General features: G+C 69.5%; 20 protein-coding genes. 6 read left to right on the top strand and 14 right to left on the bottom strand.

Features of this window, described 5'->3' with window-relative positions; genetic code table 11:
- The first annotated feature begins 8 nt into the window (after positions 1-8).
- Entirely contained in the window at positions 9-791 is a 783-nt protein-coding gene (locus NE358_RS05375) for a DNA/RNA non-specific endonuclease (protein ID WP_289942160.1), read from the top strand.
- Between the two features lie 152 nt (positions 792-943).
- Here the strand turns inward: NE358_RS05375 and NE358_RS05370 are convergent, their stop codons facing one another.
- The 6 genes from NE358_RS05370 to efeU form a co-directional block, all read right to left on the bottom strand.
- Positions 944-1543, bottom strand: a complete 600-nt coding sequence (locus NE358_RS05370) for a class I SAM-dependent methyltransferase (RefSeq protein ID WP_116238399.1) — start codon at positions 1541-1543, stop codon at positions 944-946.
- A 206-nt stretch (positions 1544-1749) separates the two neighbouring features.
- Complete coding sequence (locus NE358_RS05365; RefSeq protein WP_141375598.1) at positions 1750-2394, bottom strand: CE1759 family FMN reductase; 645 nt, start codon at positions 2392-2394, stop codon at positions 1750-1752.
- Between the two features lies 1 nt (position 2395).
- On the bottom strand, positions 2396-3628 hold the full coding sequence (locus NE358_RS05360; RefSeq protein WP_289942157.1) for an LLM class flavin-dependent oxidoreductase: 1233 nt from the start codon (positions 3626-3628) through the stop codon (positions 2396-2398).
- Positions 3629-3764: 136 nt separating this feature from the next.
- Positions 3765-5066 carry an iron uptake transporter deferrochelatase/peroxidase subunit gene (gene efeB, locus NE358_RS05355; protein WP_258027964.1) on the bottom strand — a complete coding sequence of 434 codons (1302 nt, stop codon included), beginning with the start codon at positions 5064-5066 and terminating at the stop codon, positions 3765-3767.
- Positions 5063-6292, bottom strand: a complete 1230-nt coding sequence (gene efeO, locus NE358_RS05350; protein WP_103210372.1) for an iron uptake system protein EfeO — start codon at positions 6290-6292, stop codon at positions 5063-5065. Before efeO ends, efeB begins: the two co-directional genes overlap by 4 nt.
- Before the next feature lie 63 nt (positions 6293-6355).
- The gene (efeU, locus tag NE358_RS05345; RefSeq protein ID WP_103210370.1) at positions 6356-7312 is read right to left on the bottom strand and encodes an iron uptake transporter permease EfeU; all 957 of its coding nucleotides are present in this window, start codon (positions 7310-7312) and stop codon (positions 6356-6358) included.
- A 217-nt stretch (positions 7313-7529) separates the two neighbouring features.
- Between efeU and NE358_RS05340 the strand changes: the two genes are divergently transcribed.
- Positions 7530-8546: an isopenicillin N synthase family dioxygenase gene (locus tag NE358_RS05340; RefSeq protein ID WP_103210368.1), complete on the top strand. Its 1017-nt coding sequence runs from the start codon at positions 7530-7532 to the stop codon at positions 8544-8546.
- A gap of 320 nt (positions 8547-8866) precedes the next feature.
- Here the strand turns inward: NE358_RS05340 and rpsO are convergent, their stop codons facing one another.
- Positions 8867-9136, bottom strand: coding sequence for a 30S ribosomal protein S15 (rpsO, locus tag NE358_RS05335; RefSeq protein WP_013583433.1), 270 nt, complete (start codon positions 9134-9136; stop codon positions 8867-8869).
- A gap of 237 nt (positions 9137-9373) precedes the next feature.
- Between rpsO and NE358_RS05330 the strand changes: the two genes are divergently transcribed.
- Both NE358_RS05330 and NE358_RS05325 read left to right on the top strand, forming a co-directional pair.
- On the top strand, positions 9374-10708 hold the full coding sequence (locus tag NE358_RS05330) for an MFS transporter (RefSeq protein WP_246077946.1): 1335 nt from the start codon (positions 9374-9376) through the stop codon (positions 10706-10708).
- A gap of 100 nt (positions 10709-10808) precedes the next feature.
- On the top strand, positions 10809-11726 hold the full coding sequence (locus NE358_RS05325) for a DMT family transporter (RefSeq protein WP_289942146.1): 918 nt from the start codon (positions 10809-10811) through the stop codon (positions 11724-11726).
- Positions 11727-11818: 92 nt separating this feature from the next.
- On the opposite strand, the gene NE358_RS05320 is transcribed toward NE358_RS05325, so the two are convergent.
- From NE358_RS05320 to NE358_RS05310, 3 genes are all read right to left on the bottom strand, one after another.
- Positions 11819-12379 carry a YceI family protein gene (locus tag NE358_RS05320; RefSeq protein WP_103210365.1) on the bottom strand — a complete coding sequence of 187 codons (561 nt, stop codon included), beginning with the start codon at positions 12377-12379 and terminating at the stop codon, positions 11819-11821.
- A gap of 150 nt (positions 12380-12529) precedes the next feature.
- Positions 12530-12895: an FKBP-type peptidyl-prolyl cis-trans isomerase gene (locus NE358_RS05315; RefSeq protein WP_013583439.1), complete on the bottom strand. Its 366-nt coding sequence runs from the start codon at positions 12893-12895 to the stop codon at positions 12530-12532.
- A gap of 173 nt (positions 12896-13068) precedes the next feature.
- Positions 13069-14229 (bottom strand): PrsW family intramembrane metalloprotease, encoded by a 1161-nt coding sequence (locus NE358_RS05310; RefSeq protein ID WP_289942139.1) that lies wholly within the window; start codon positions 14227-14229, stop codon positions 13069-13071.
- 83 nt (positions 14230-14312) lie between these two features.
- Between NE358_RS05310 and NE358_RS05305 the strand changes: the two genes are divergently transcribed.
- Positions 14313-15179, top strand: a complete 867-nt coding sequence (locus tag NE358_RS05305) for a fumarylacetoacetate hydrolase family protein (protein ID WP_103210360.1) — start codon at positions 14313-14315, stop codon at positions 15177-15179.
- A 63-nt stretch (positions 15180-15242) separates the two neighbouring features.
- Here the strand turns inward: NE358_RS05305 and NE358_RS05300 are convergent, their stop codons facing one another.
- The 4 genes from NE358_RS05300 to NE358_RS05285 all read right to left on the bottom strand — a co-directional run bounded on the left by NE358_RS05300 (position 15243) and on the right by NE358_RS05285 (position 19428).
- Positions 15243-16706, bottom strand: a complete 1464-nt coding sequence (locus NE358_RS05300) for an aspartate ammonia-lyase (RefSeq protein WP_103210358.1) — start codon at positions 16704-16706, stop codon at positions 15243-15245.
- Positions 16707-16936: 230 nt separating this feature from the next.
- On the bottom strand, positions 16937-17839 hold the full coding sequence (locus NE358_RS05295) for a phosphodiesterase (RefSeq protein WP_289942135.1): 903 nt from the start codon (positions 17837-17839) through the stop codon (positions 16937-16939).
- Positions 17840-17881: 42 nt separating this feature from the next.
- Positions 17882-18211 carry a peptidase gene (locus NE358_RS05290; protein ID WP_103210354.1) on the bottom strand — a complete coding sequence of 110 codons (330 nt, stop codon included), beginning with the start codon at positions 18209-18211 and terminating at the stop codon, positions 17882-17884.
- Positions 18211-19428 carry an inorganic phosphate transporter gene (locus NE358_RS05285; protein WP_103210352.1) on the bottom strand — a complete coding sequence of 406 codons (1218 nt, stop codon included), beginning with the start codon at positions 19426-19428 and terminating at the stop codon, positions 18211-18213. Before NE358_RS05285 ends, NE358_RS05290 begins: the two co-directional genes overlap by 1 nt.
- Before the next feature lie 209 nt (positions 19429-19637).
- Between NE358_RS05285 and NE358_RS05280 the strand changes: the two genes are divergently transcribed.
- Positions 19638-21752: a S9 family peptidase gene (locus NE358_RS05280; RefSeq protein ID WP_289942131.1), complete on the top strand. Its 2115-nt coding sequence runs from the start codon at positions 19638-19640 to the stop codon at positions 21750-21752.
- Positions 21753-21809 lie beyond the last annotated feature (57 nt).

Here is a 21809-nt window from a genome sequence, read left to right as displayed (position 1 = left end):
ATGGAGGTATGAGCGACGGCTACGATCCGGACTTCCTCGGCATCCCCCTGCTGCTTCCCGCGCCCGCCGCGGCGACCACGCGGCTCGACTATCCGAGATTCTCGGTGCTGCTCGACGAACGGCGCCGATTCGCGGCGGTCACCGGCGTCGTGATCGACGGCGCGACCCTGCGCGAGCAACCGCGAACGGGCGAGTGGCGTCTCGACCCGCGCGTGCCTGACGACGCGCAGGCCGGACCCGAGGTGTACAGCCGCAACGACCTCGACCGCGGTCACCTGGTGCGCCGCCGCGACCCCGGCTGGGGTTCCGCAGCCGAGGCTCGGGATGCCACCGAGGCGACGTTCTTCTACACGAACGCCGCGCCGCAAGCGGCCGGGTTCAACCAGTCGAAAGAACTGTGGCTCGGGCTCGAAGACCACGTCCTGTCCTACGCCGAGACCACCGATCAGCGGCTGGCGGTGTTCACGGCACCGGTGCTCGACGACGACGATCCGCCGTACCGCGGCATCCAGGTGCCGCTGCGGTTCTGGAAGATCGCGGCGTGGCGGCAGGGCGAGACGCTGGCCGCGGCCGGTTTCGTGCTCGATCAGACCGCGCTCGTCGACACGCACCAGGGGCTGACGGTGCCGCCGCTCGGCGCGTTCCGCACGTTCCAGGCGCCGATCGCCGACATCGCGACGGCGGCGCGTATCGACGTCGGCGCCCTGGCCGCTGCCGACACGTTCATCCGACGCGGGCTGCGCCCGATCGCCGCACGGGAGCTGCGGAGCGTGCAGGAGATCGAGCTGTGAGGCGGGACCCGAGGTGGCAGCCAGACACGGGAGGCGTGACATGAAAGAGCAGACACCCGCGGCCCGCGCCCTCGCGGACCTCATCGCGGCGACGAACACGCACGACTTCGACAGGGTCTCCCCTCTTCTCGCCCCCGATGTCGTCTACCGATTCACTCCCGCACCGCGTGCAACAGCGTGTCGACCGCCGCGGTGGGGTGTCCGTCACGCAGCTCGGCGTCCGCGCTGGTGCGGGTGACCCGCTCGCACCGCTCGATGCGGAACCGCTCGTCGAGCGCACCCCGCAGCAGCTCGGGCGTGTACAGGATCGTCGGGTCGGTCGGGCCGTGGCCTCCCGCGGCGATGTTCTCGACGTCATGGCCGAGGACGACCAGGGTCCCGCCGGGGGCCACCCAGTCGGCGATCCTCGATACGGCCGCCGCGCTATCGGGCAGGTGCAGATAGCACGAGACGACCAGATCGACGGGCGCCGCGGGCTCCCAGTCATGGACGTCAGCGGTGGTCCAGGTGACCGCGTCGCCTCCGGGGCGCGCGGCGGCGAGCGCGAGACCTGCGCTCGAGAAGTCGATGCCCGTGCACGCCCAGCCGCGTCCGGCGAGCCACAGCGCGGTGCGTCCGTCGCCGGTGGCGACGTCGATGGCCGTTCCCGGGGAGAGCGTCGCCGCGATCTCCCGCACGACGGCGGGCGGCTGGGTGGCCCACACTCCCCCGGCGGAGGCGCGGTATCGCTCGTCCCACTGCGCGGCATCCATGTCGACTCCCTCTGCTCGGTTCCCACCCTAGGTCTGTGCGGGGACGCCCCGCCGCGCAGCCCGTCGCCACGCGCTCGGATGCACCCGACAGATGCGGATGCCGGCACCCCACCGCCACGAATTCCCCGCACCGACCTGCCGCGGAGGTGCGGCCCCCGCACGACGAAGCCCCGCCACCACACGGGCGACGGGGCTTCGGTCACGGATCACTCCCCCGACAGGCCACCCAACAGATGACCGAACGAACGCCCCTCTCCGAGGTACGACGACGGGTCGAACGGATCGGCGTCGCGCACGGGCTCGCGGGCCGCGATGGCATCCGCGAACTCCCGGGCGCCGCGCTCGACGCGGGAACCGAGCGGGGCGACCTCGTCGGCGTTCGCGCCCCAGTCGCTGGATGCCGCGAACACACCGGTCGGCACGGGGTTGGCGTGAAGGTAGGTGAAGAGCGGGCGGATCGCGTAGTCGATCGCGAGCGAGTGCCGAGCCGTGCCGGCGTTCGCGCCGATCAGCACCGGGATTCCGCTGAGCGCCTGCGGGTCGAGGACGTCGATGAACGACTTGAACAGGCCCGAGTAGCTCGTCGAGAAGATCGGCGTGACCGCGATGATGCCGTCGGCCGAGACGACCGTGTTGATCATCTGCTCCAGCGGCGCGGGCGCGAAACCGGTGAGCAGGTTGTCGGTCAGGTCGTGCGCATAGTCGCGCAGCTCGAACACGTCGCTCGTGGCGTCGATCCCGCGCTCGCGCAACTCGGCGAGAGCCGCGTGGGCGAGCCGGTCGCCGAGCATACGCGTGGACGACGGGGTCGACAGGCCCGCGGTCACGACCGCGATACGGCGGGCGGCCATGTCAGGCACCGACCTTGGTCGCGGCGGCACCGAAGGCGCTGCCCGAGCGCGGGGCGGCGTCCTGGTACGGGCTACCCGCGACCATGTTGTCGCCGCGGTTCGCCCCGGGGACGGCTTGCCGCGGAACCGCACCGGCATAGATCTTCTCGACCTGGTTCGCGTGCGTCGGGGCGTCGGGCACCTCGGCCGGGCGGTTCACCTGCAGTTCCTTGCGCAGCACCGGCACGACCTCGGAACCGAGGATGTCGAGCTGCTCGAGCACGGTCTTGGTGGGAAGACCCGCGTGGTCGAGCAGGAAGAGCTGACGCTGGTAGTCGCCGAACGTCTCGCGCATCGCGGCGTAGCGGTCGATGATCTGCTGGGGCGAGCCGACGGTCAGCGGGGTCATCTCGCTGAAGTCCTCGAGGCTCGGGCCGTGGCCGTAGACCGGCGCGTTGTCGAAGTAGGGACGGAACTCGCGCACCGCGTCCTGCGAGTTGGCGCGCATGAACACCTGGCCGCCGAGGCCGACGATCGCCTGCTGGGGTGTGCCGTGACCGTAGTGGGCGAAGCGTTCGCGGTAGAGCGTGATGAGGCGCTGGTAGTGCTCCTTGGGCCAGAAGATGTTGTTCGCGAAGAAGCCGTTGCCGTAGTACGCCGCCTGCTCGGCGATCTCGGGAGTGCGGATCGAGCCGTGCCACACGAACGGGGGCACGCCGTCGAGCGGACGCGGGGTCGAGGTGAAGCCCTGCAGCGGGGTGCGGAACTTGCCCTCCCAGTCGACGACGTCCTCACGCCACAGCTTGTGCAGCAGGTCGTAGTTCTCGATGGTGAGGGGCAGCCCCTGACGGATGTCCTTGCCGAACCACGGGTAGACCGGGCCGGTGTTCCCGCGACCGAGCATGAGGTCGGCGCGACCGCCCGACACGTGCTGCAGCATCGCGAAGTCTTCGGCGATCTTCACCGGGTCGTTGGTGGTGATGAGCGTCGTCGAGGTCGTGAGGATGAGGCGCTCGGTCTGAGCCGCGATGTAGGCGAGCGTCGTCGTGGGCGACGACGACCAGAACGGCGGATTGTGGTGCTCGCCGAGGGCGAAGACGTCGAGGCCGACCTCTTCGGTGTGCTTGGCGATCGTGAGGGTGTCCTTGATGCGCTGAGCTTCGCTCGGCGTCTTGCCGGTGGTGGGGTCCTGGGTGATGTCGCTCACCGTCATGACACCGAACTGCATTCCGGGCCAGTTGCTCGTCTCACTCATGATGCGCCTCCTGTTTGTATGCATCTGAATATACATGGGAGAACGCACAGGGCCGGTCTTTATTCCACGCCCGCCTCGGGGCCCACACACCCGGGACCCCGCGTCCGGACCGACGCGTCAGGGCCCACCCCGCCCGTCAGGAGCCGAGCAACCCGGCGCCCACCGATGAGCCCGCGGCCGGAGCGGGGGGCACCGCCCACAGCCCCGAGCCGACATGGCGCACGTACTCGTTCATGGCATCCGTCGACAGAGCCTTCTGCACCGTGATGTATCGCTGCGGGCTCTTCTGGAACGACAAGAAGAACAGACCCGCGTTCAGCCGACCGAGGTCGGTCGTGCCGTCCACGAAGTTGTAGCCGCGCCGGAGGAGCCGGATGCCCCCGTTCGTGTCGGGGTGCGCGCGCCGCACGTGACTGCGCGGATCGATCGCCGGGGCTCCCGCCGAACCCGTCGCCGCGAAGTCGGGCGCCGTGAACTCGTCACCGCCCGAGAGGGGAGCCCCTTTCGCCTTGTCGCGCCCGATCACGCGATCCTGCTCGGCCAACCGCGTGCGATCCCACGTCTCGATGAGCATCGAGATACGCCGCGCGACGAGATACGACCCGCCCGCAAGCCACGCCGGACCCTCGGATGCCGACACCCAGACGTTCTCGTCGAGGGCGGCCGTGTCGTCGGCGAGGATGTTGGCGGTTCCGTCCTTGAAGCCGAACAGGTTCCGCGGAGTCGTCTGCTCGGACGTCGTCTTCGAGGTGCGACCGAATCCGAGCTGCGACCAGCGGATCGTGGCGCGCCCGAAGGCGATGCGGCTGAGGTTGCGGATTGCGTGGACGGCCACCTGGGGGTCATCGGCGCAGGCCTGGATGCAGAGGTCGCCGTCGGATCGCAGCGGGTCGAGGTCGTCGCCGAGGAAGGCCGGGAGTCGCTCGAGCCCGTCGGGTCGCTGATCTTCCAGGCCGAAACGCGCATCGAACAGCGAGGGGCCGAAGCCGAAGGTGATCGTGAGGTTGCTCGCGGGAAGCCCGAGAGCCTCCCCCGTGTCGTCCGGCGGCGCCTCGGGAGATCCACCGACGGCTCCCGTGGCGGTGACCTCGAGCCCCTGCATCATGCGAGTGGCGGCGTAGGTCCAGTCCGACAGCAGCTCGGCGAGGTCGTCGCGGGTGGTGCGCGCCATCATGTCGTACGCCGCGAAGTGCAAGTGCTCCTGCACCGGCGTCGTGATCCCGGGTTGATGGATGCCGGTCGTCGCCGCCGCGGCATCCCTCATCGCCTTCTGCTGCTCGAGGGCGTAGGCCTGCCCGCCGACGAGGCCGCCACCGGCACCCACGACGAGTCCCGTGGCGCCGGCGCCGAGCGCCAGCCCCATCAGTCCGCGGCGCGAGAGGCCCGTGGCATCCGGGGCCTTCTCGTCCGAGGTCTTCTCCGCGTCGCTCACGCTCACTCCAGGATCGTCACCGTGAGCTGCGACAGCGGCTCGGCGAGGGCGTTGATGAGGTCGGTGAGCTGTCGCTTGTCGGCCTCGGTGATCTGGCTGTAGGGGACGAAGCCGGCGTCGAGCGAACCGTACTTCGCGAGGGCGGCCTCGAGGTCGGCGTAGCCGCCGTCGATGCGGGTCACCAGCGCGGTGCCCTTGTCGCCCTTCGAGTCGGCGAAGTCGCGCACGAGCGAGAACGCCATCTTCGAGCCCTCGACGTTCGCCGCGAAATCGTTGAGGTCGGTGCCCGACCACCAGTCCTCCTCGCCGCTGATCTTGCCGGTGGCCACCTCGTCGAGCAGCGAGATCGCGCCATTCGAGATGCCCGCGACACCCTGCGCGTCCAGTGCCTGAAGGAAGGCGTCGGAGTGCACGTAGTCATACAGTTCCTGGGTGTCGGCGACGAGCTTGTCGCCGTACGTCGCGCGCTCGGCGGGGGTCGAGGGCGCCCAGTTCTTCCAGGCCGGGGTCTCCCCGTCGGCATTCAGCGCATCCTGCGCGGGAACCCAGAGATCTTTCTCGATGCGATGGAATCCGGTCCAGTCGAGCCCCTCGGCCACCGCGTCGACCTCGCGGTAGTCGATGCGCGGGTCGAGGTCGCCCAGTGCCTCGGCGATCGGCTCGATGCGCTCGTAGAACGCCCGCACGCGCGGGAACTGCTCACGCGCGGCGGCGTCGTCGCCCGACTCGTACGCAGCGGAGAAGGTCTGCACCGCGGGAAGGAGCTGGCCGACCTGATCCTTCACGAACGCCGCGTAGAGGTCGACCGCCTGCTGCTTCTGCTCGGCGTCGGGACCATCGACGGCGACCGCGTCTCCGGTCACCGAGAAGCTCGCCTTGCCGACACCGTCGCCGACCATGCCCGGCTTGCAGAGGGTGAAGTAGTCGCCGGGCTGCGCGACGACCGTGAGGTTGCGCGAGGCGCCGGGCGCGACGTTCTCCACCTCGCCGACGATGCGCAGACCGTCGGATGCCAGCAGGTAGAACTCCGTGACCTGGTCGGTCTTGTTGCTGACGTCGAAGGCGACGGTGCCGCTGGGCGCACTGGCCGACGACACGGCGCACCCGTCGTCGGTCGAGGTGACCGAGAGAGCTCCGGAGGCGGCGGCGTCGGACTTGGCGACGCAACCGGAGAGGACGAGGACGGCCGCGCCGGCCACGGCCGTGGCCGCGAGGAGGCGAGTCGGGTTCATGATGCTCCGTTCGGAAGGAGGGGTGGATGCCACGGCGTCGGGCACGCGCGCGGCGTCGGGGGTCTACGGTGCGGCGGTCGCCGTGTCGGGGGTCGAGCGCGCGGCGGTGTCCGCGTCAGCGGGCGCGGCTTTCGCGGCGCGACGAGACCGTCCGTTGGCGCGGACACCCCGCACGAAGAGCGGCACGACGATCGCGACGTACGCGGTCCACGCGATGACCTGCAGCCACGTCATCTGCGGCATGAAGCCGATGGTGGCCTGCAGAAGAGCAGCGAGAGGGCCGCCGGGGGCGATCACCCCCGACACGTCGAACGCCCAGCCGAAGGGCAGGCCCGCCCAGCCGGTGGCCACCAGACCCGTCGCCGCATCGACGGGGGCGCCGGCGCCGAAGGGACCGGGGAGCGCACCGGCCTCCTGCAGGTCGTGGAACGCGTACGCGAGCACGCCCGCGGCCACCACGACGAGGAATCCTCCGGTCCACGTGAAGAAACGCGAGAGGTCGAGGCGCAGCATTCCGCGAGCGATGAGCCAGCCGAGCACGACCGCCGCGGCCAGTCCGAGCAGAGCCCCGAGGAGGGCTGTCGGGGCGTCGCCGAAAGACTGCACCATCGACCACAGCAACAGCGTCGTCTCGACCCCCTCGCGTGCGACCGAGACGAAACCGATCGCCACGAGCGCCCAGACGCCGCCGCGCAGCGCCTTGTCGACACCGCCCTCGAGGCCGGCCTTGAGCGTGCGTCCGGCGCGCTGCATCCAGAAGATCATCCACGTGACCATGGCCACGGCCAGCAGCGAAAGACCGCCGCCGAGCAGCTCCTGCGCTTCGAACGTGAGCATGTACGCGCCGAAGGTGAACACCGCACCGATGGCCAGAGCGAGGGCGACGGCGAGCCCGACACCCGCCCACAGGCGCGGCAGGGCGTCGCGCCGGTCGAGACGCGTGAGGTAGGCGACGAGGATGCCGACGACGAGAGCGGCTTCGAGGCCTTCGCGAAGGCCGATAAGGAAGGTGGCGAGCACGGGCGGGTGTTCCGACTTTCGATTCTCGGGTGGAGCCGCGGCGCTGCGGGTAGGTAAGGACAGCCTCACCTGACCAGCACACATTACGCAAGTCCCGGGACGATTCGCACCCCGCCGATCGGCGGGGATTGATCGGCCTCGGCTCGCGAAGAGGTGCCGTCGGTAACCCTCGGCAACATTCCGGCGTGCGCCGGGGGCGACGATCTAGCCTCGACGCATGTCCGACCTGAACCTCCCCGTGCTCGACCTGTCGCTCCTCGACCAGGGCCCGGATGCCGCCGCCCGCTTCCGCGACGAGCTGCGCGCCGCGACCCACGACGTCGGCTTCTTCTACCTCACCGGCACCGGCGTGAGCCCCGAGCTGGAGGCGCGCCTGCTGCAGGCGGCCACGGACTTCTTCGCGCTTCCCGAGGCCGAGAAGCTCTCGATCGAGAACGTCACGAGCCCGCACTTCCGCGGCTACACCCGCGTCGGCGGCGAGCGCACCCAGGGTCGCGTCGACTGGCGCGAGCAGATCGACATCGGTCCCGAGCGCGACGCGATCGACGATCCCGACGGCCCGGGATACAACCGGCTCATCGGCCCGAACCTGTGGCCGTCGGCGCAGCCCGAGCTCAAAGACGTCGTCACCGAGTGGCACGATCACCTCACCGGCGTCGCCCGCAAGCTGCTGCGCGCGTGGGCGCTCGCCCTCGGCGCGGAGGAGCAGTACTTCGACCGCCACTTCGGCGACCCGCAGACCCTGATCAAGATCGTCCGCTACCCCGGCAAAGACGACCCCACGCCCCAGCAAGGCGTCGGTGCCCACAAGGACTCCGGCGTCCTCACCCTGCTCTGGGTCGAGCCCGGCAAGGGCGGCCTGCAGGTCGAGCGCGAGGGAGAGTGGGTCGACGCTCCCCCGGTCTCCGGCGCCTTCGTCGTCAACATCGGAGAGCTGCTCGAGTACGCCACCCAGGGGTACCTGCGCGCGACGAACCACCGCGTGATCTCGCCGCGTTTCCCCGACGAGCGCATCTCCGTGCCGTTCTTCTTCAACCCCGCTCTGGATGCGCGTCTGCCGATCATCGAGTTGCCGGCCGAGCTCGCCGCCGAAGCCCGCGGCGTCGAAGACGACCCCACCAACCCCATCCACGCCACCTACGGCGAGAACGCCCTCAAGTCGCGCTTGCGTGCACACCCCGATGTGGCGGAGCGCTGGCATTCCGACCTGCTCGCCGCGCGCGCGGCATCCTGACCCGCCCACCGCGTGGCCGGCGCCCGCGACCGCTCGCGTGGCCGCGGGTCGCAGGGCCGCGCGGCCGCCGGACCGTGGACCCAGGGCCGCAGGGCCGCGCATAAACACCGTTGGCGCCCATAAACGCGTGCACACCGCGTTTATGGGCGCCGATCGCGTTTATGCGTGCAACCCGGTGCACGTGGCCGCGCAACGCCCGCGCGTCGAGACGCGACGACGAGCACGCGCCACGGGGCCACGGCATCCGGGAATGACGAAGGCCGCCCCACACCGTGGGGCGGCCTTCCAAGAATGTTTTGCGCGATAGAACGCTGGTGCGATTAGCGACGCAGACCGAGACGCTCGATGAGCGAGCGGTAACGGTTGATGTCGACGTCCTGCAGGTAACCCAGCAGGCGGCGGCGCTGACCGACGAGCAGGAAGAGCCCACGGCGCGAGTGGTGATCGTGCTTGTGGATCTTGAGGTGCTCGGTGAGGTCCTTGATGCGCTGCGTCATCATCGCGACCTGCACCTCGGGGGATCCGGTGTCACCGGGGTGCGTCGCGTACTCTTCGATGATCGCCTTCTTGACGTCTGCTTCGAGTGCCATAGATGGGATCCCCTTCCTTCTCATTGCGCGGCGCCCGTCACACGATGTGCGAGCTCTCTTTATCCGCGGCCGATCGAACGGCAACCGCATGAGTCTACCAGCATCGGGATGCCCGAACCGCACCGGTCGAGTCAGACCGAACCCGGCCCTGCGGTGAGGTTCTCGGAGGACTCCGGATGCCGGGAGCCGCCGCCGAGCGGCGATCGCGGTGTCGAAGGCCTGGCGTAGCCTCGATCCGTGAGTAAGACCGATCCCGCGGCACCACCGCGCCGTGGCGCCCGCGCAGCGTTCATCGACCTGCGCCCCCTCACCACCTCTCCCGCCTTCGCGCGCCTGTGGATCGGGTCGACGCTCGCCGGACTCGGCGGCCAGCTGACGGTCGTGGCCGTCATGCTCCACGTGTTCGAGCTCACGCAGAGCACCTTCGCGGTGTCGATGATCGCCGTCGCGGGATTGCTCCCCATGGTCGCGGCGGGACTCTACGGCGGCATGCTCGCCGACGCCTTCGACCGACGCACGGTCGCCCTGCTCGCCGCGGTCGTCACCTTCGTCTCGACGGCGCTGCTCGCCGTGCTCGCCTGGACGGGGCTCGAGACCGTGGCCTGGCTCTTCGCGCTGAGTGTGGTGAACTCCGCGGCCAACTCGATCGTCATGGCCACCAAGTCGGCGATCACCCCCCGCCTCATCCCGCGCGATCTGCTGCCCGCCGCGGCCGCGCTGCAGGGGGTCACCGTCGGGGTCATGGTGATGGCGGGCCCCGCCCTGGCGGGAGTGCTCGTCGCGGTGGCCGGCTACGCCTGGACCTACTCGCTCGACGTGCTGTTGATGACCTCGCTGTTCCTCGGTCTGTGGTCGCTGCCGAAGCTCCGCCCCGAGGGCGAGATCGTGCGTCCGGGTCTCGAGTCGTTCCGCGACGGCGTGCGCTTCCTGCGGCGGGCTCCGAACATCCGACTGCAATACATCCTCGACATCCTCGCGATGACCTTCGGACAGCCGGTCGCGCTCTTCCCGGCCATCGGAGCGGTACTGCTCGGCGGCGGGGCGATCACGACCGGGATCCTGACGGCGGCCGTCGCCGCCGGAGCTTTCTTCTCCAGCCTGTTCTCGGGACCGATCGGCCGCGTGCGGCGACAGGGGCTCGGCATCGAACGCGCGATCCAGGCCTACGGCCTATCGATCGGTCTGTTCGGGCTCGTGCTGCTGGCCGCCACCCTGGGCTGGCTGCGTCCCGCGCTCGTCGACGAGACCCACGCGGCGGTCGCGCTCATCGCCCTCGCCGCGGTCGTACTCGCCGTATCGGGAGCGGCAGACAACGTCAGCGCCATCTACCGGTCCACCATGATGCAGGCGGCCGTTCCCGATGCCATGCGGGGCCGCCTCCAGGGGATCTTCATCGTCGTGGTCGCCGGCGGCCCCCGCGTCGGAGCCCTGTACGCCGGCACCCTGGCGACCCTCGCCGCCCTCTGGGTTCCGCCCCTGTTCGGCGGCATCCTGATCCTCGCCCTCGTCGGCACGCTCGTGCGGTTCTCCCCACGATTCCGGCAGTACGACGCCCTCGACCCGCGGCCCTGACGCGGCGGAGGAACCCGCCGGCTGCCGAGCGTCGGCGGATTACGGACGTCGCATCACCGAAGCCCACGCGATGTCGCACCTCGGCCCTAGGGTCGGAATCGTGGCTCCCTCTCCCGCTCCCTCCCCCTTCTCGATCGCGGTGCAGTTCATCCTCACCGGAATCGTGTGGGGCTCGAGCTTTCTCTTCATCGCGGTGGCCCTGACCGGCATGACGCCGGCGCAGGTCGCCGGCGGGCGGCTCCTGTTCGGCGCCCTGGCGCTCGCGGCGATCGTGGCGATCCGTCGTGAACGCCTCCCCCGCGACCGCCGCGTCTGGGGGCACCTGTGCGTACTCTCGATGAGCTTCTGCGTCGTGCCGTTCCTGCTGTTCGCGTGGGCCGAACAGCACGTGTCGTCGGGCCTGGTGAGCATCTTCAACGCGACGACGCCGATCATGACGGCGATCATGGCGTGGGCGGTGTTCCGCGTCGAGAGACTCCGGGTCGGCCAGCTGATCGGTATCGGGGTGGGCATCGCGGGCGTGGTCGTGATCATCGCCCCCGGCGCCGTGACCGCCGTCGGCGACAGCACGATCGCGCAGATCGCCCTCCTGGGCGCAACGGCCTGCTACGGCTTCAGCCTCGCATACATGCGCCGCTTCCTCGGCGACACCGGCCTCTCGGGCATCGCTTTCGCGTTCGGCTACATCGGGCCGGCGGCGGCGTTCATGGTGCTGCTGTCGCCGTTCATCCTGGCCGAGCCGATGCAGCTGACCCTTCCGGTCGTCGGGAGCATCGTCGCCCTCGGCGTCCTCGGCACCGGGATCGCCTACGTCTGGAACCAGAACACCCTGCGCGCCTGGGGGCCGACCCGCGCCTCGACCGTCACGTACATCACCCCGGTGGTCGGGGTGGCTCTCGGCATCCTGATCCTGGGCGAGCGCATCTCGTGGAACGAACCCGTGGGCGCGGCGGTGGTGTTCGTGGGCATCCTGCTCGTGCAGCAACGGATCCGTCTCCCCCGACGCGTCCGCACCTGACCACCCGTGCCGCGGCGACGACGAAGGCCCCGGATGCCGAGCACCCGGGGCCTTCGCGATGTGTCAGGTCCGCAGCGCGAGCTGCGGGAAGATCACGCCTGGAGCGCGAGCTGCAGGTCGAGCTCGATGGTGACGTCCTTGCCGACGAGCACGCCGCCGGTCTCGAGGGCGGCGTTCCAGGTGAGACCGAAGTCTTCGCGGTTGACGACCGTCTTCGCGGTGGCGCCGGCCTTGTAGTTGCCCCACGGGTCGGTGCCGAAGCCGCCGAAGTCGAGCGAGAAGGTCGCGGGCTTGGAGATGCCGCGGATGGTGAGGTTGCCGTCGACGAGGAAGTCGCCGTCTTCGACGCGGACGCCGGTGGAGCGGAAGTCCATCGTCGGGTAGGTCTCGACGTCGAAGAACTCCGCCGAACGGAGGTGCTGGTCGCGCCCCTCGTCCTTGGTGTCGACCGACGTGACGTCGACGGAAGCCTCGACGGTCGCCTCGAGGGGGTTCTCGGGAGCGACGATCGTGGCGCTCTTCATGCCGAAGGTGCCGCGGACCTTCGAGATCATCATGTGGCGCACCGAGAAGGTGACCTCGCTGTGCGACGGGTCGAGGACCCAGGTGCCTGCTTTGTAGCCGGGGATGTCGAGGGCGGTGGTGTCGGTCATGTCACTCCTAGAGGTCTGGGGAGCCGTATCGGCGTCCTGCCGGGATCCAACTCCCATTCACACGAATGTATTCCACGATCGAGGAAAATGACGAACCCGAGGGAGCCTCTGCCCCCTCGGGTTCGTGAATGTTCGGTGAAGAACTCCCGATCAGCCGACCTTCAGCAGGTCGATGATGAAGATGAGGGTCTTGCCACCCAGGAAGTGCCCACCGGCGGGTCCGTAGGCGAGATGCGGCGGGATCACGAGCTCGCGGCGTCCGCCGACCTTCATGCCCGGGATGCCGTCCTGCCAGCCCTGGATCAGACCGCGGAGGGGGAACTGGATGCTCTCGCCCCGGCCCCAGGAGGAATCGAACTCTTCACCCGACTCGTACTCGACACCGGCGTAGTGCACGGTGACGGTGTCGCCGGGCTTCGCCTCATCGCCGTCGCCGACGATGATGTCGCGGATGACGAGGTCGGAGGGGGCGGGGCCGCTGGGAGCATCGAACTCCGGTTTGGTGCGATCAGTCATGACTCCATCCAAGCACGGACGCGCCGCCCACGAACCCCCTGGACATTCCTGCCCGAGAAAGACTCAGCGCCCGGTGCCGCGGCGATGCCTGCGTGTCTACCGGGCGCTGAGTTGGCCTACATCGATGGTGCTCCTCCCCTCAGACGGTGTCAAGACCCCGTCGCGACGCCGGGTCAGGGACGCAGCAGCGCCGCCCGCGCGGCCGTCGTGCGCTCGAGCAGATACCGCTCGGTGGCCGGGGCGTGCGGGTCGCGTCCGGACAGCGTCCGCTGACGCGCGGCGGCCAGTGCCGTGGCATCCGCGATGAAGCCCTTCATCACCGTGGAGCGGTCTCCGGGCAGTGTCCGCGACCAGGCCAGGGCGGAACGCCGCCCCGGGGCGGTGGCCAGCATGTCGACTTCTTGAGGGGTGAACCACCCCGCCGCGGCGTACTCCCCCAGCCGCGCTCGCGTGAGTCGCGATTCTTCGCGGCGCAGGGCCAGGATGCCGAGCAGGAACAGAACGAACAGCGGCACCTGGAGCGCCGCGTACAGCTCGAAGAAGTCGAAGAACGTGGCGGAGCCGTTCCACAGGGCGTGGAGCACGATCGCGCCGATGATCCCGGGGACGCCGTACCGCAGCGCCGCGCCGGTGCGCAGCCCCCGGCGGGCGGCCAGGCCGAAGGCGAACCCGGTGACGCTCGTGAACATGACGTGCGCGAAAGGAGAGAGCACGGCGCGCAGGAAGAAGGTGCTCGCGACCTGGCTCGGACCGCCCTCGAGGTAGCTGATGGCGAAGTACTGCACGTTCTCGGTGAGGGCGAAGCCGGCCCCGATGAGAGCGCCGTAGACGATGCCGTCGACCGGACCGTCGAAGGCGCGGCGGGCGAGAGCGAAGATGAGCAGTACGCCGAGGCCCTTCGCGACCTCTTCGACGATCGGTGCCTGGATGACGCTGCTGAACGCCGGCGGCTGCGGACCGGCGAACAACGTGATGACGAGGTCGACGCCGAGCGCGATCGCCACCGCGGCGATCGCACCCCATGCCACGGCGAAGACGAGCAGGCGACGCGGCTCGGGCTCCCATCGGTCGATGTAACGCACGGCGAACCAGACGATCACGAAGGGGATCACGGCGAGCACGAGCCCGACGAACGACGCCGCCGTCCCGAGGAAGCCGGTGAAGTAGCGCACCAGGAGGGCCAACAGCGGCACCAGGAGCACCGCCACGATCCACAGCGCCACACCGCCCCGCCGTGAGCGGGGCGGCGCCGCCGAGACGGCCGGCTGAGGGGCCGTCGAGATGCGGGGCGGGTCGGCCGATCCGGGCTGCGAAAGCGGCGAGGGAAAGGTCATGCGCACAGCATAGGGGCGGCCTCCGACCCGGCCTGCGGGGCTTGCGGACACCCCCACCGCGCCGGGGCCGGTAGCGTGGAGGCATGCGTTTCGCCCACGTCCGTGCACAGGAGGGGGCGGAAGCCCCCCGTCTCGTCAGCGTCCACGACGACGAGTTCTCGTTCGTCGACGAATTCTTCGTCGGCGCCCCGAGCACCCTCGAGGAGCTGATCGCCGGCGGTGACGACCTGCTGGACCGCGTCCGCGACGGCGCGACGAGTGCCCCGCGGCATCCGCTCTCCGGCATCCGGTACGCGTCCGCGGTGCTCGCACCGCCCTCGATCCTCGCGGTCGGCCTCAACTACGCGGCGCACTCGGGAGAACTGGGGCTGAAGACCGACGCCGGCCCCACGGTCTTCGTGCTGTGGCCGAACTCGCTCACCGCGCACGGCGAGACCACCTCGTGGCCGCGTTCGCTGAGCGAGGCCGTCGACTACGAAGCCGAGCTCGGCGTCATCATCGGGCGCCCCGGTCGCGACATCAGCGAAGAGGACGCGCTCGACCACGTCTGGGGCTACACCGTCGTCAACGACGTGACGGCGCGCAACATCCAGTTCTCCGAGGCTCAGTGGTCGCGCTGCAAGTCGTTCGACGGCTTCACCCCCACCGGTCCCTTCGTCGTGACCGCCGACGAGATCCCCGACCCGCAGGACCTGCACATCTGGACCGTCGTCGACGGTCACACGGTTCAGGATGCCAGCACCGGCCAGATGGTGCGCTCGGTCGCGACCCTCATCAACAAGCTGTCGGAGTCGGTGACGCTGCTCCCCGGAACCCTCATCTCCACCGGCAGCCCCGGAGGTGCCGGTTACTCGCGCGACCCGCAGATCTTCCTGCGCGACCGCTCGACCGTGACCGTCGGGATCGACGGCATCGGCGAGCTGACCACTCACTGCCGCATCCTCGACTGAGGTCGGCACGCACGGCGAAGGGCCGGGACGATCGCGTCCCGGCCCTTCGATGTTCTCGAGCGCTCAGCCCTCGACGACGCTGTCCGCTGCGCGCACGATCGGGATCGCGGCCGTCACCGCCTGCAGGCCGGAGAGACGGGCGGGAGAGATCTGCTTCATGACCTCGTCGCGCGTCATGAGCCCGGCCTCGACGACGAGGTCGGCGACGTTGCGGTGCGTGAGCAGCGCGGTCTTGGCGAGGGCCGCCGCGGCGGCGTAGCCGATGAAGGGGGTCAGAGCCGTGACGACGCCGACAGAGGAGCCGACCATCGCGCCGAGACGCTCGCGGTTGGCCGTGATGCCGTCGACGCAGTTGACGCGCAGGGTCCACATCGCCTGACGCATCCACGTGATCGACTGGTAGATCGAGTGCGCGATGACCGGCTCGAAGGCATTGAGCTGCAGCTGGCCGCTCTCGACCGCCATCGTCACCGTCATGTCGGCGCCGACCACCGAGAAGGCGACCTGGTTCACGACCTCGGGGATCACGGGATTGACCTTGCCGGGCATGATGCTCGAGCCGGCTTGGCGCGCCGGGAGGTTGATCTCGCCGAGACCGGCCTGCGGGCCGCTCGAGAGCAGGCGCAGGTCGTTGCAGATCTTCGACAGTTTCACCGCGTTGCGCTTCAGCGACGACGAGAACGACATGAAAGCGCCCGTGTCGCTCGTGGACTCGACGAGGTCGGTCGCCGTCTCGAGGTCGAGGCCGGTGATCTCGCGCAGGTGCCGGAGCACCGCTCCCCCGTACCCCGCGTGAGCGGTGATCCCCGTGCCGATGGCCGTCGCGCCCATGTTGATCTCGTAGAGCAGGTAGGCGTTCTCGGTGAGCCGGCTGTAGTCCTCGCCGAGGGTCGTCGCGAAGCCGTGGAACTCCTGGCCGAGCGTCATCGGCACGGCATCCTGCAGCTGCGTACGACCCACCTTGAGGACGTCGTGGAACTCCTCCGACTTCGACAGGAAGGACTGCCGCAGGAGCTTGAGCTCTTCGAGCAGGCTCTGAAGGGTCAGGGCGAGGCCGATCTTGATCGCCGTGGGGTACACGTCGTTGGTCGACTGGCTGCGGTTCGTATCGTCGATCGGCGAGAGGAAGGCGTAATCGCCCTTCTCCCGTCCCGCCAGCTCGAGGGCGATGTTGGTGATCACCTCGTTGGCGTTCATGTTGGTCGAGGTGCCGGCCCCGCCCTGGATGACGCCGACGGTGAACTCGTCGTGGAACTCGCCGTCGATCACGCGCTGCGCGGCGCGGTCGATGAGGTCGGCCTTCTCGTGGTCCAGCACGCCGATCTCGCGATTGGCGCGAGCCGAGGCCTGCTTGACCATCGCGAGCGCCCGCACGAGGTCGGGATACACCGAGATGGGGCGCTTGGCGATCGGGAAGTTCTCGAGCGCACGAGCGGTGTGGATCCCCCAATACGCGTCGGCGGGGATCTCGAGGGATCCGAGGGAGTCGGTCTCGGTACGGGTGCGCGTCATTGCGTCCAAAGCCATGTGGGAGTCCTCGTGGGTGTCACGGCGAATAGGGATGCCACGAGCCTAACGAGGGCGGCACTGCCGGTCGGTGGACACGGCGGCCGGTCGTCGGATCCACACCTTCCGTGACGTCTATTGCCGCGTCTCGAGACCGGGTCGGTCCGCCGGAACGCGCAGGCGTGTCTCCGCTCTCCGCGTCCGGTACGGGGCGGCCAGGCATCTCCGCGCCGCGCGGTGAGCGTCGCCCCTCAGGGGCGTTTGCGCGAGAACGCCTCGAGGCGCTCCTCGGGGCTCAGCGCCGCCATGCGCGCCGTCCACTCGGGAGTGAAGAATCCCGAGGCCTCGACGTCGACGACGGGGACGACGGCGTGGGTGATCGTGTCGTCCCAGACATGGACGAGGTGGAACGAGCGTCCGGCATCCATCCCGTTCACCGCGTCGCCGGGGCGCGCGAGGTCCATCGTGTAGCAGGAAGCCGCGGCGACGCTCACCGGCACTCCGGCGAAGGTGCCCGAGGTCGAGTAGTGCAGGTGGCCCGCGAGGATCGCCCGTACGTCGCTCCCGGCGATGGCGGCGGCGAGACCCGGCTGGTCGCGCAGCTCGAGGATGTCGAAGAAGGGGATGTGCGTGGGAAGCGGCGGGTGGTGCAGCGCGAGGATCGTGCCGAGCGGCGCCGGCTCCGCGAGTTCTGCGCGTAACCACTCGAGCTGCTCCGCGTCGAGATCGCCGTGGTGCCAGCCGGGGACGGTCGAGTCCAGGGCGATCAGCCGCAGGCCGCCGAGATCCCAGACACCCGTCACGGGTTCTTCGGTCGGCTCGGCGTCGAGGAGTTCTTCACGAAGAGCGGGGCGTTCGTCGTGATTGCCGGCGACCCAGACCACCGGCGCGCCGAGGCCCTCGGCCCACGGTTCGACCGCGTCGCGCAGAGCACGGTAGGCCTCGGGTTCGCCGAGGTCGGCGAGGTCGCCGGTGAACACCACGGCATCCGGCCGCACTCCCGTCGCCTCGGCGGCCTCGAGCGTGCGACGAAGGTGCAGCGCGGTGTCGTAGCGGTCGCCGAGCAGGCGGTCGCCGCCCAGCAGGTGGGTGTCGCTGAGATGGAGGATCACGCGCGCCGCGGGCGCATGTTGACCGAACTGCACGGATGCCATGCCCTCAGCCTAAAAGGGGGCTCCGACATCGCGCCCGAGACGTCAGTGGTTGAAGAGGATCAGCAGCAGCGCACCGAGCACGGCGGCGGCGCACACCGCGAAGCACAAGTAGGCGCCGACCAGCGAGACGCTCTTCTGCCCCTCGCTCAACGGGTTCTTCTTGGCCGCTTTGGCCACCGCCTTCTCGGCCCGGCGCTTCTGCTTGTCGGTGAGCACGGTGATGGCGTCCGTGAATTCGGCCGGAGAGACGAGCGGCGGGCGACCACCCCGGACGAGCAGTCGCAGGCCGAGCGAGTAGAAGGTCACGACGATCGATGCGCCGACGATCGCGGCGACGAAGACGTGGAGGAAGGCTTCCCAGTTGATCAGCATCAGGCGTCCTTCCCGGCCTTGTCGCGCTCGAGACGGCGCTGACGACGCGTGGGTCCGGGCTTGCGGGGCACCTTGACCGCGGCGCCCGAGTCGGCGACCTCGCTCATCGCGTTGGCCGACGTGACCGAGTCCCGCCGCGAGCGCAGGAACAGTCCCAGGATGATGACGACGGCGATGACCGCGTCGACAGCGACGCCCCAGCCGCCCAGCCAGACGACGATCAGCGCCGCGGCGGCACCCACCGCACCCGCGGCGGGCAGCGTCAGCACCCAGCCGATCATGATGCGACCGACGGTGTTCCAGCGCACGGTCGAGCCGCGGCGACCGAGGCCCGAGCCGATGACCGAGCCCGAGGCGACCTGCGTGGTCGACAGGGCGAACCCGAGGGCGCTGGATGCCAGGATCGTCGCCGCCGTAGAGGTCTCGGCCGAGAAGCCCTGGGCGGGCTTGACGTCGGTCAGGCCCTTGCCGAGGGTGCGGATGATGCGCCAGCCGCCCATGTACGTGCCCAGGGCGATCGTCAGAGCGCACGCGAAGACGACCCAGAGCTGCGGGTCGGGGTTGGACGTCGACTGCCAGCCCACCGTGATGAGGGCGAGCGTGATGACGCCCATCGTCTTCTGCGCGTCGTTCGTGCCGTGCGCCAGGGCGACCAGCGACGACGTGAAGATCTGCCCCCAGCGGAAGCCGTCGCGGCCGTCCGCCTTCATGTCGTAGCGGCGGGTGATGCCGTAGGCGATCTTGGTGACCGCGAAGGCGATGATCCCAGCCGTGAGGGGCGCGATGAGCGCCGGCAGGATGACCTTGCTCAGCACGACGCCGGTGTCGATCGCCGAGGCACCGACGCCCACGAGGGTCGCCCCGATCAGACCGCCGAAGAGGGCGTGGGACGAGCTCGAGGGAAGACCCAGGAGCCACGTGAGCATGTTCCACGTGATCGCGCCGATGAGGCCGGCGAAGATGATCGGCGGAAAGATATCGGGGCTCAATTGGTCTTCGCGGATCATGCCGCCCGAGATGGTCTTGGCCACCTCCGTCGACAGGAACGCGCCCACCAGGTTGAGGCTGGCAGCCAGCAGGACCGCGACCTTCGGCTTCAGCGCACCGGTGGCGATGGGCGTGGCCATCGCGTTCGCGGTGTCGTGGAATCCGTTGGTGAAATCGAAGAACAGTGCCAGCGCGATGACCAGCACGATGATGAGGGCTGCGCTCTCCACCGTTCGCTTTCCGTGAGAAGGAAGAGGGGATGCCGACGGGATCGGCGCGACGAACGAAGAGTTCACCTGGAGTTCGACACCCGTTCACCGGGGTCGCCTCGACATCCTTTCACCGAGGACCTCGGCGGTCAAACTTGCGGGGCGGCGCGACGCCGGCATCCTGGGTATTCTCGCGGACCGACATCGGACGGGCGCACTAGCGTGGAACGGTGACCGATCTCGACCCGAAGCTCACCCCGCCCGTCGCCGACCGCCGCCCCGTGGCGCGCACCCACCACGGAGACACGTTCGACGACCCCTTCGAGTGGTTGCGCGCGAAAGACGACGCCGAGGTCATCGCGCACCTCGAAGCCGAGAACGCCTACACCGGCGAGCGCACCGCGCACCTCGCCCCCCTGCGCGACACGATCTTCGGCGAGATCAAGGGCCGCACCCTCGAAACCGATCTGTCGGTTCCCGCGCGCCGCGGCGACTGGTGGTACTACGGCCGCACCGTGGCCGGGGCGCAGTACGGCATCCAGTGCCGCGCCCCCCTCGACTCCCCCGATGACTGGACACCGCCGACCCTCTCGCCCGACACCGCCGTCCCCGGCGAGCAGGTGCTGTTCGACGGCAATGTCGAGGCCGAGGGCACCGAATTCTTCTCGCTCGGGAGCTTCGAGGTCTCGAACGACGGCACGCGCATGCTCTACGGCATCGACGTGGCGGGCGACGAGCGTTACACCGTTCGCGTGCGCGACCTCACCACCGGCGAGACGCTCGCCGACGAGATCCCCGGCACCTTCTCGGGTGCGACGTTCTCGCCCGACGGTCGCTTCATCGTGTACACCACGGTCGACGACGCCTGGAGGCCCGACACCGTGTGGCTGCACGAGATCGGCACACCCGTCAGCGACGACGTGAAGCTCTTCCACGAGCCCGACGACCGATACTGGGTCGGGGCCGACTTCACCCGCAGCGACCGCTTCCTCATGATCGAGATGGGCTCGTCGATCACGAGCGAGGAATGGATCCTCGATGCGGACGACCTCCGCGGCGAACCCCGAGTGGTGTGGCCGCGTCGCGAGGGCATCGAGTACTCCTCCTCGCACGCGGTCGTCGATGGCGAGGACGTGCTGTACATCCTGCACAACGACGACGCTCTCGACTTCGAGCTCGTGCGGGTCTCGGCATCCGACCCCCAGGGACCGCGCGAGACGGTGATCGCGCACTGCACCGGTCACCGGTTGCTGGGCGTCGACACCTTCCGCGACTGGGGCGTGGTCGGCTACCGTCGCGACGGCCTCGCGCGCCTGGGCATGCTGTCGTACGCCGACGGTGCCGTCACCGAGATCGGGTTCGACGAACCCCTCTACAGCGTCGGCACGGGCGGTAACCCCGAGTACGCTCCCCCGGTCCTGCGCCTCGGCTACGGCTCGTTCGTCACTCCCGGCACCGTCTACGACTACGTCGTCGAGACCGGCGAGTTGCTCCTGCGCAAGCGCCAGCCCGTGCTGGGCGGGTTCGATCCGGCCGACTACGGTCAGGCGCGCGTGTGGGCCCCCGCCGAGGACGGCACGCAGGTACCCGTATCGCTGGTGTGGAAGCGCTCGTTCGGCGAGCCCGGTGCGTCGGCACGGCCCGTGCACCTGTACGGCTACGGGTCGTACGAGCACTCGATCGAGCCGGGCTTCTCGGTGCCGCGCCTCTCCCTGCTCGACCGCGGCGTCGTCTTCGCCGTCGCCCACGTGCGCGGCGGCGGCGAGATGGGCCGCCAATGGTACGAAGACGGCAAGATGCGCGCGAAGCGCAACACCTTCACCGACTTCGTCGCCGCGGCCCGCCACCTGGTGGCCGAGGGGTACACGACCCCCGAGCGGATCGTCGCCGAGGGAGGGAGCGCCGGCGGTCTGCTCATGGGCGCCGTGGCGAACCTCGCACCCGAGATGTTCGCCGGAGTGCTGGCCGACGTCCCCTTCGTCGACGCGCTGACCACCATCCTCAACCCCTCGCTGCCGCTCACGGTGATCGAGTGGGACGAGTGGGGCGACCCCCTGCACGACGCCGAGGTCTACGCCTACATGAAGTCCTACTCGCCGTACGAGAACGTCCGCGAGGGCGTCCAGTACCCCCGTATCCTCGCTGTCACCTCGCTCAACGACACCCGCGTGATGTACGTGGAGCCCGCGAAGTGGGTCGCGCGTCTGCGCGAGGTCGGTGCCGACGCGCTGCTCAAGTGCGAGATGGTCGCCGGCCACGGCGGCGTCAGCGGGCGCTACAACGCCTGGCGCGAGCGCGCGTTCGAGATCGCGTGGCTGCTCGACGTGCTGGGGCTGGCGGGGTAAGCCGCTCGCCGGCTCGCCTTCTCGTCACGAGAACAGGGAAAGTCACGAGAACAGGGC

The sequence above is a fragment of the Sphingomonas sp. G5 genome (assembly GCF_052660795.1).
The sequence above is the reverse complement of the archived record's forward strand: the minus strand, read 5'-3'. Positions and strand labels throughout refer to the sequence as shown.

Coding starts and splice junctions, on each gene's coding strand:
- rpsO (WP_013583433.1), bottom strand. CDS start 9,136: ATGGCACTCGAAGCAGACGTCAAGAAGGCGATCATCGAAGAGTACGCG.
- NE358_RS05295 (WP_289942135.1), bottom strand. CDS start 17,839: ATGGCATCCGTGCAGTTCGGTCAACATGCGCCCGCGGCGCGCGTGATC.
- NE358_RS05375 (WP_289942160.1), top strand. CDS start 9: ATGAGCGACGGCTACGATCCGGACTTCCTCGGCATCCCCCTGCTGCTT.
- NE358_RS05340 (WP_103210368.1), top strand. CDS start 7,530: ATGTCCGACCTGAACCTCCCCGTGCTCGACCTGTCGCTCCTCGACCAG.
- NE358_RS05360 (WP_289942157.1), bottom strand. CDS start 3,628: ATGAGTGAGACGAGCAACTGGCCCGGAATGCAGTTCGGTGTCATGACG.
- NE358_RS05365 (WP_141375598.1), bottom strand. CDS start 2,394: ATGGCCGCCCGCCGTATCGCGGTCGTGACCGCGGGCCTGTCGACCCCG.
- NE358_RS05320 (WP_103210365.1), bottom strand. CDS start 12,379: ATGACCGACACCACCGCCCTCGACATCCCCGGCTACAAAGCAGGCACC.
- NE358_RS05315 (WP_013583439.1), bottom strand. CDS start 12,895: ATGACTGATCGCACCAAACCGGAGTTCGATGCTCCCAGCGGCCCCGCC.
- NE358_RS05300 (WP_103210358.1), bottom strand. CDS start 16,706: ATGGCTTTGGACGCAATGACGCGCACCCGTACCGAGACCGACTCCCTC.
- NE358_RS05310 (WP_289942139.1), bottom strand. CDS start 14,229: ATGACCTTTCCCTCGCCGCTTTCGCAGCCCGGATCGGCCGACCCGCCC.
- NE358_RS05290 (WP_103210354.1), bottom strand. CDS start 18,211: ATGCTGATCAACTGGGAAGCCTTCCTCCACGTCTTCGTCGCCGCGATC.
- NE358_RS05370 (WP_116238399.1), bottom strand. CDS start 1,543: ATGGATGCCGCGCAGTGGGACGAGCGATACCGCGCCTCCGCCGGGGGA.
- NE358_RS05305 (WP_103210360.1), top strand. CDS start 14,313: ATGCGTTTCGCCCACGTCCGTGCACAGGAGGGGGCGGAAGCCCCCCGT.
- efeO (WP_103210372.1), bottom strand. CDS start 6,292: ATGAACCCGACTCGCCTCCTCGCGGCCACGGCCGTGGCCGGCGCGGCC.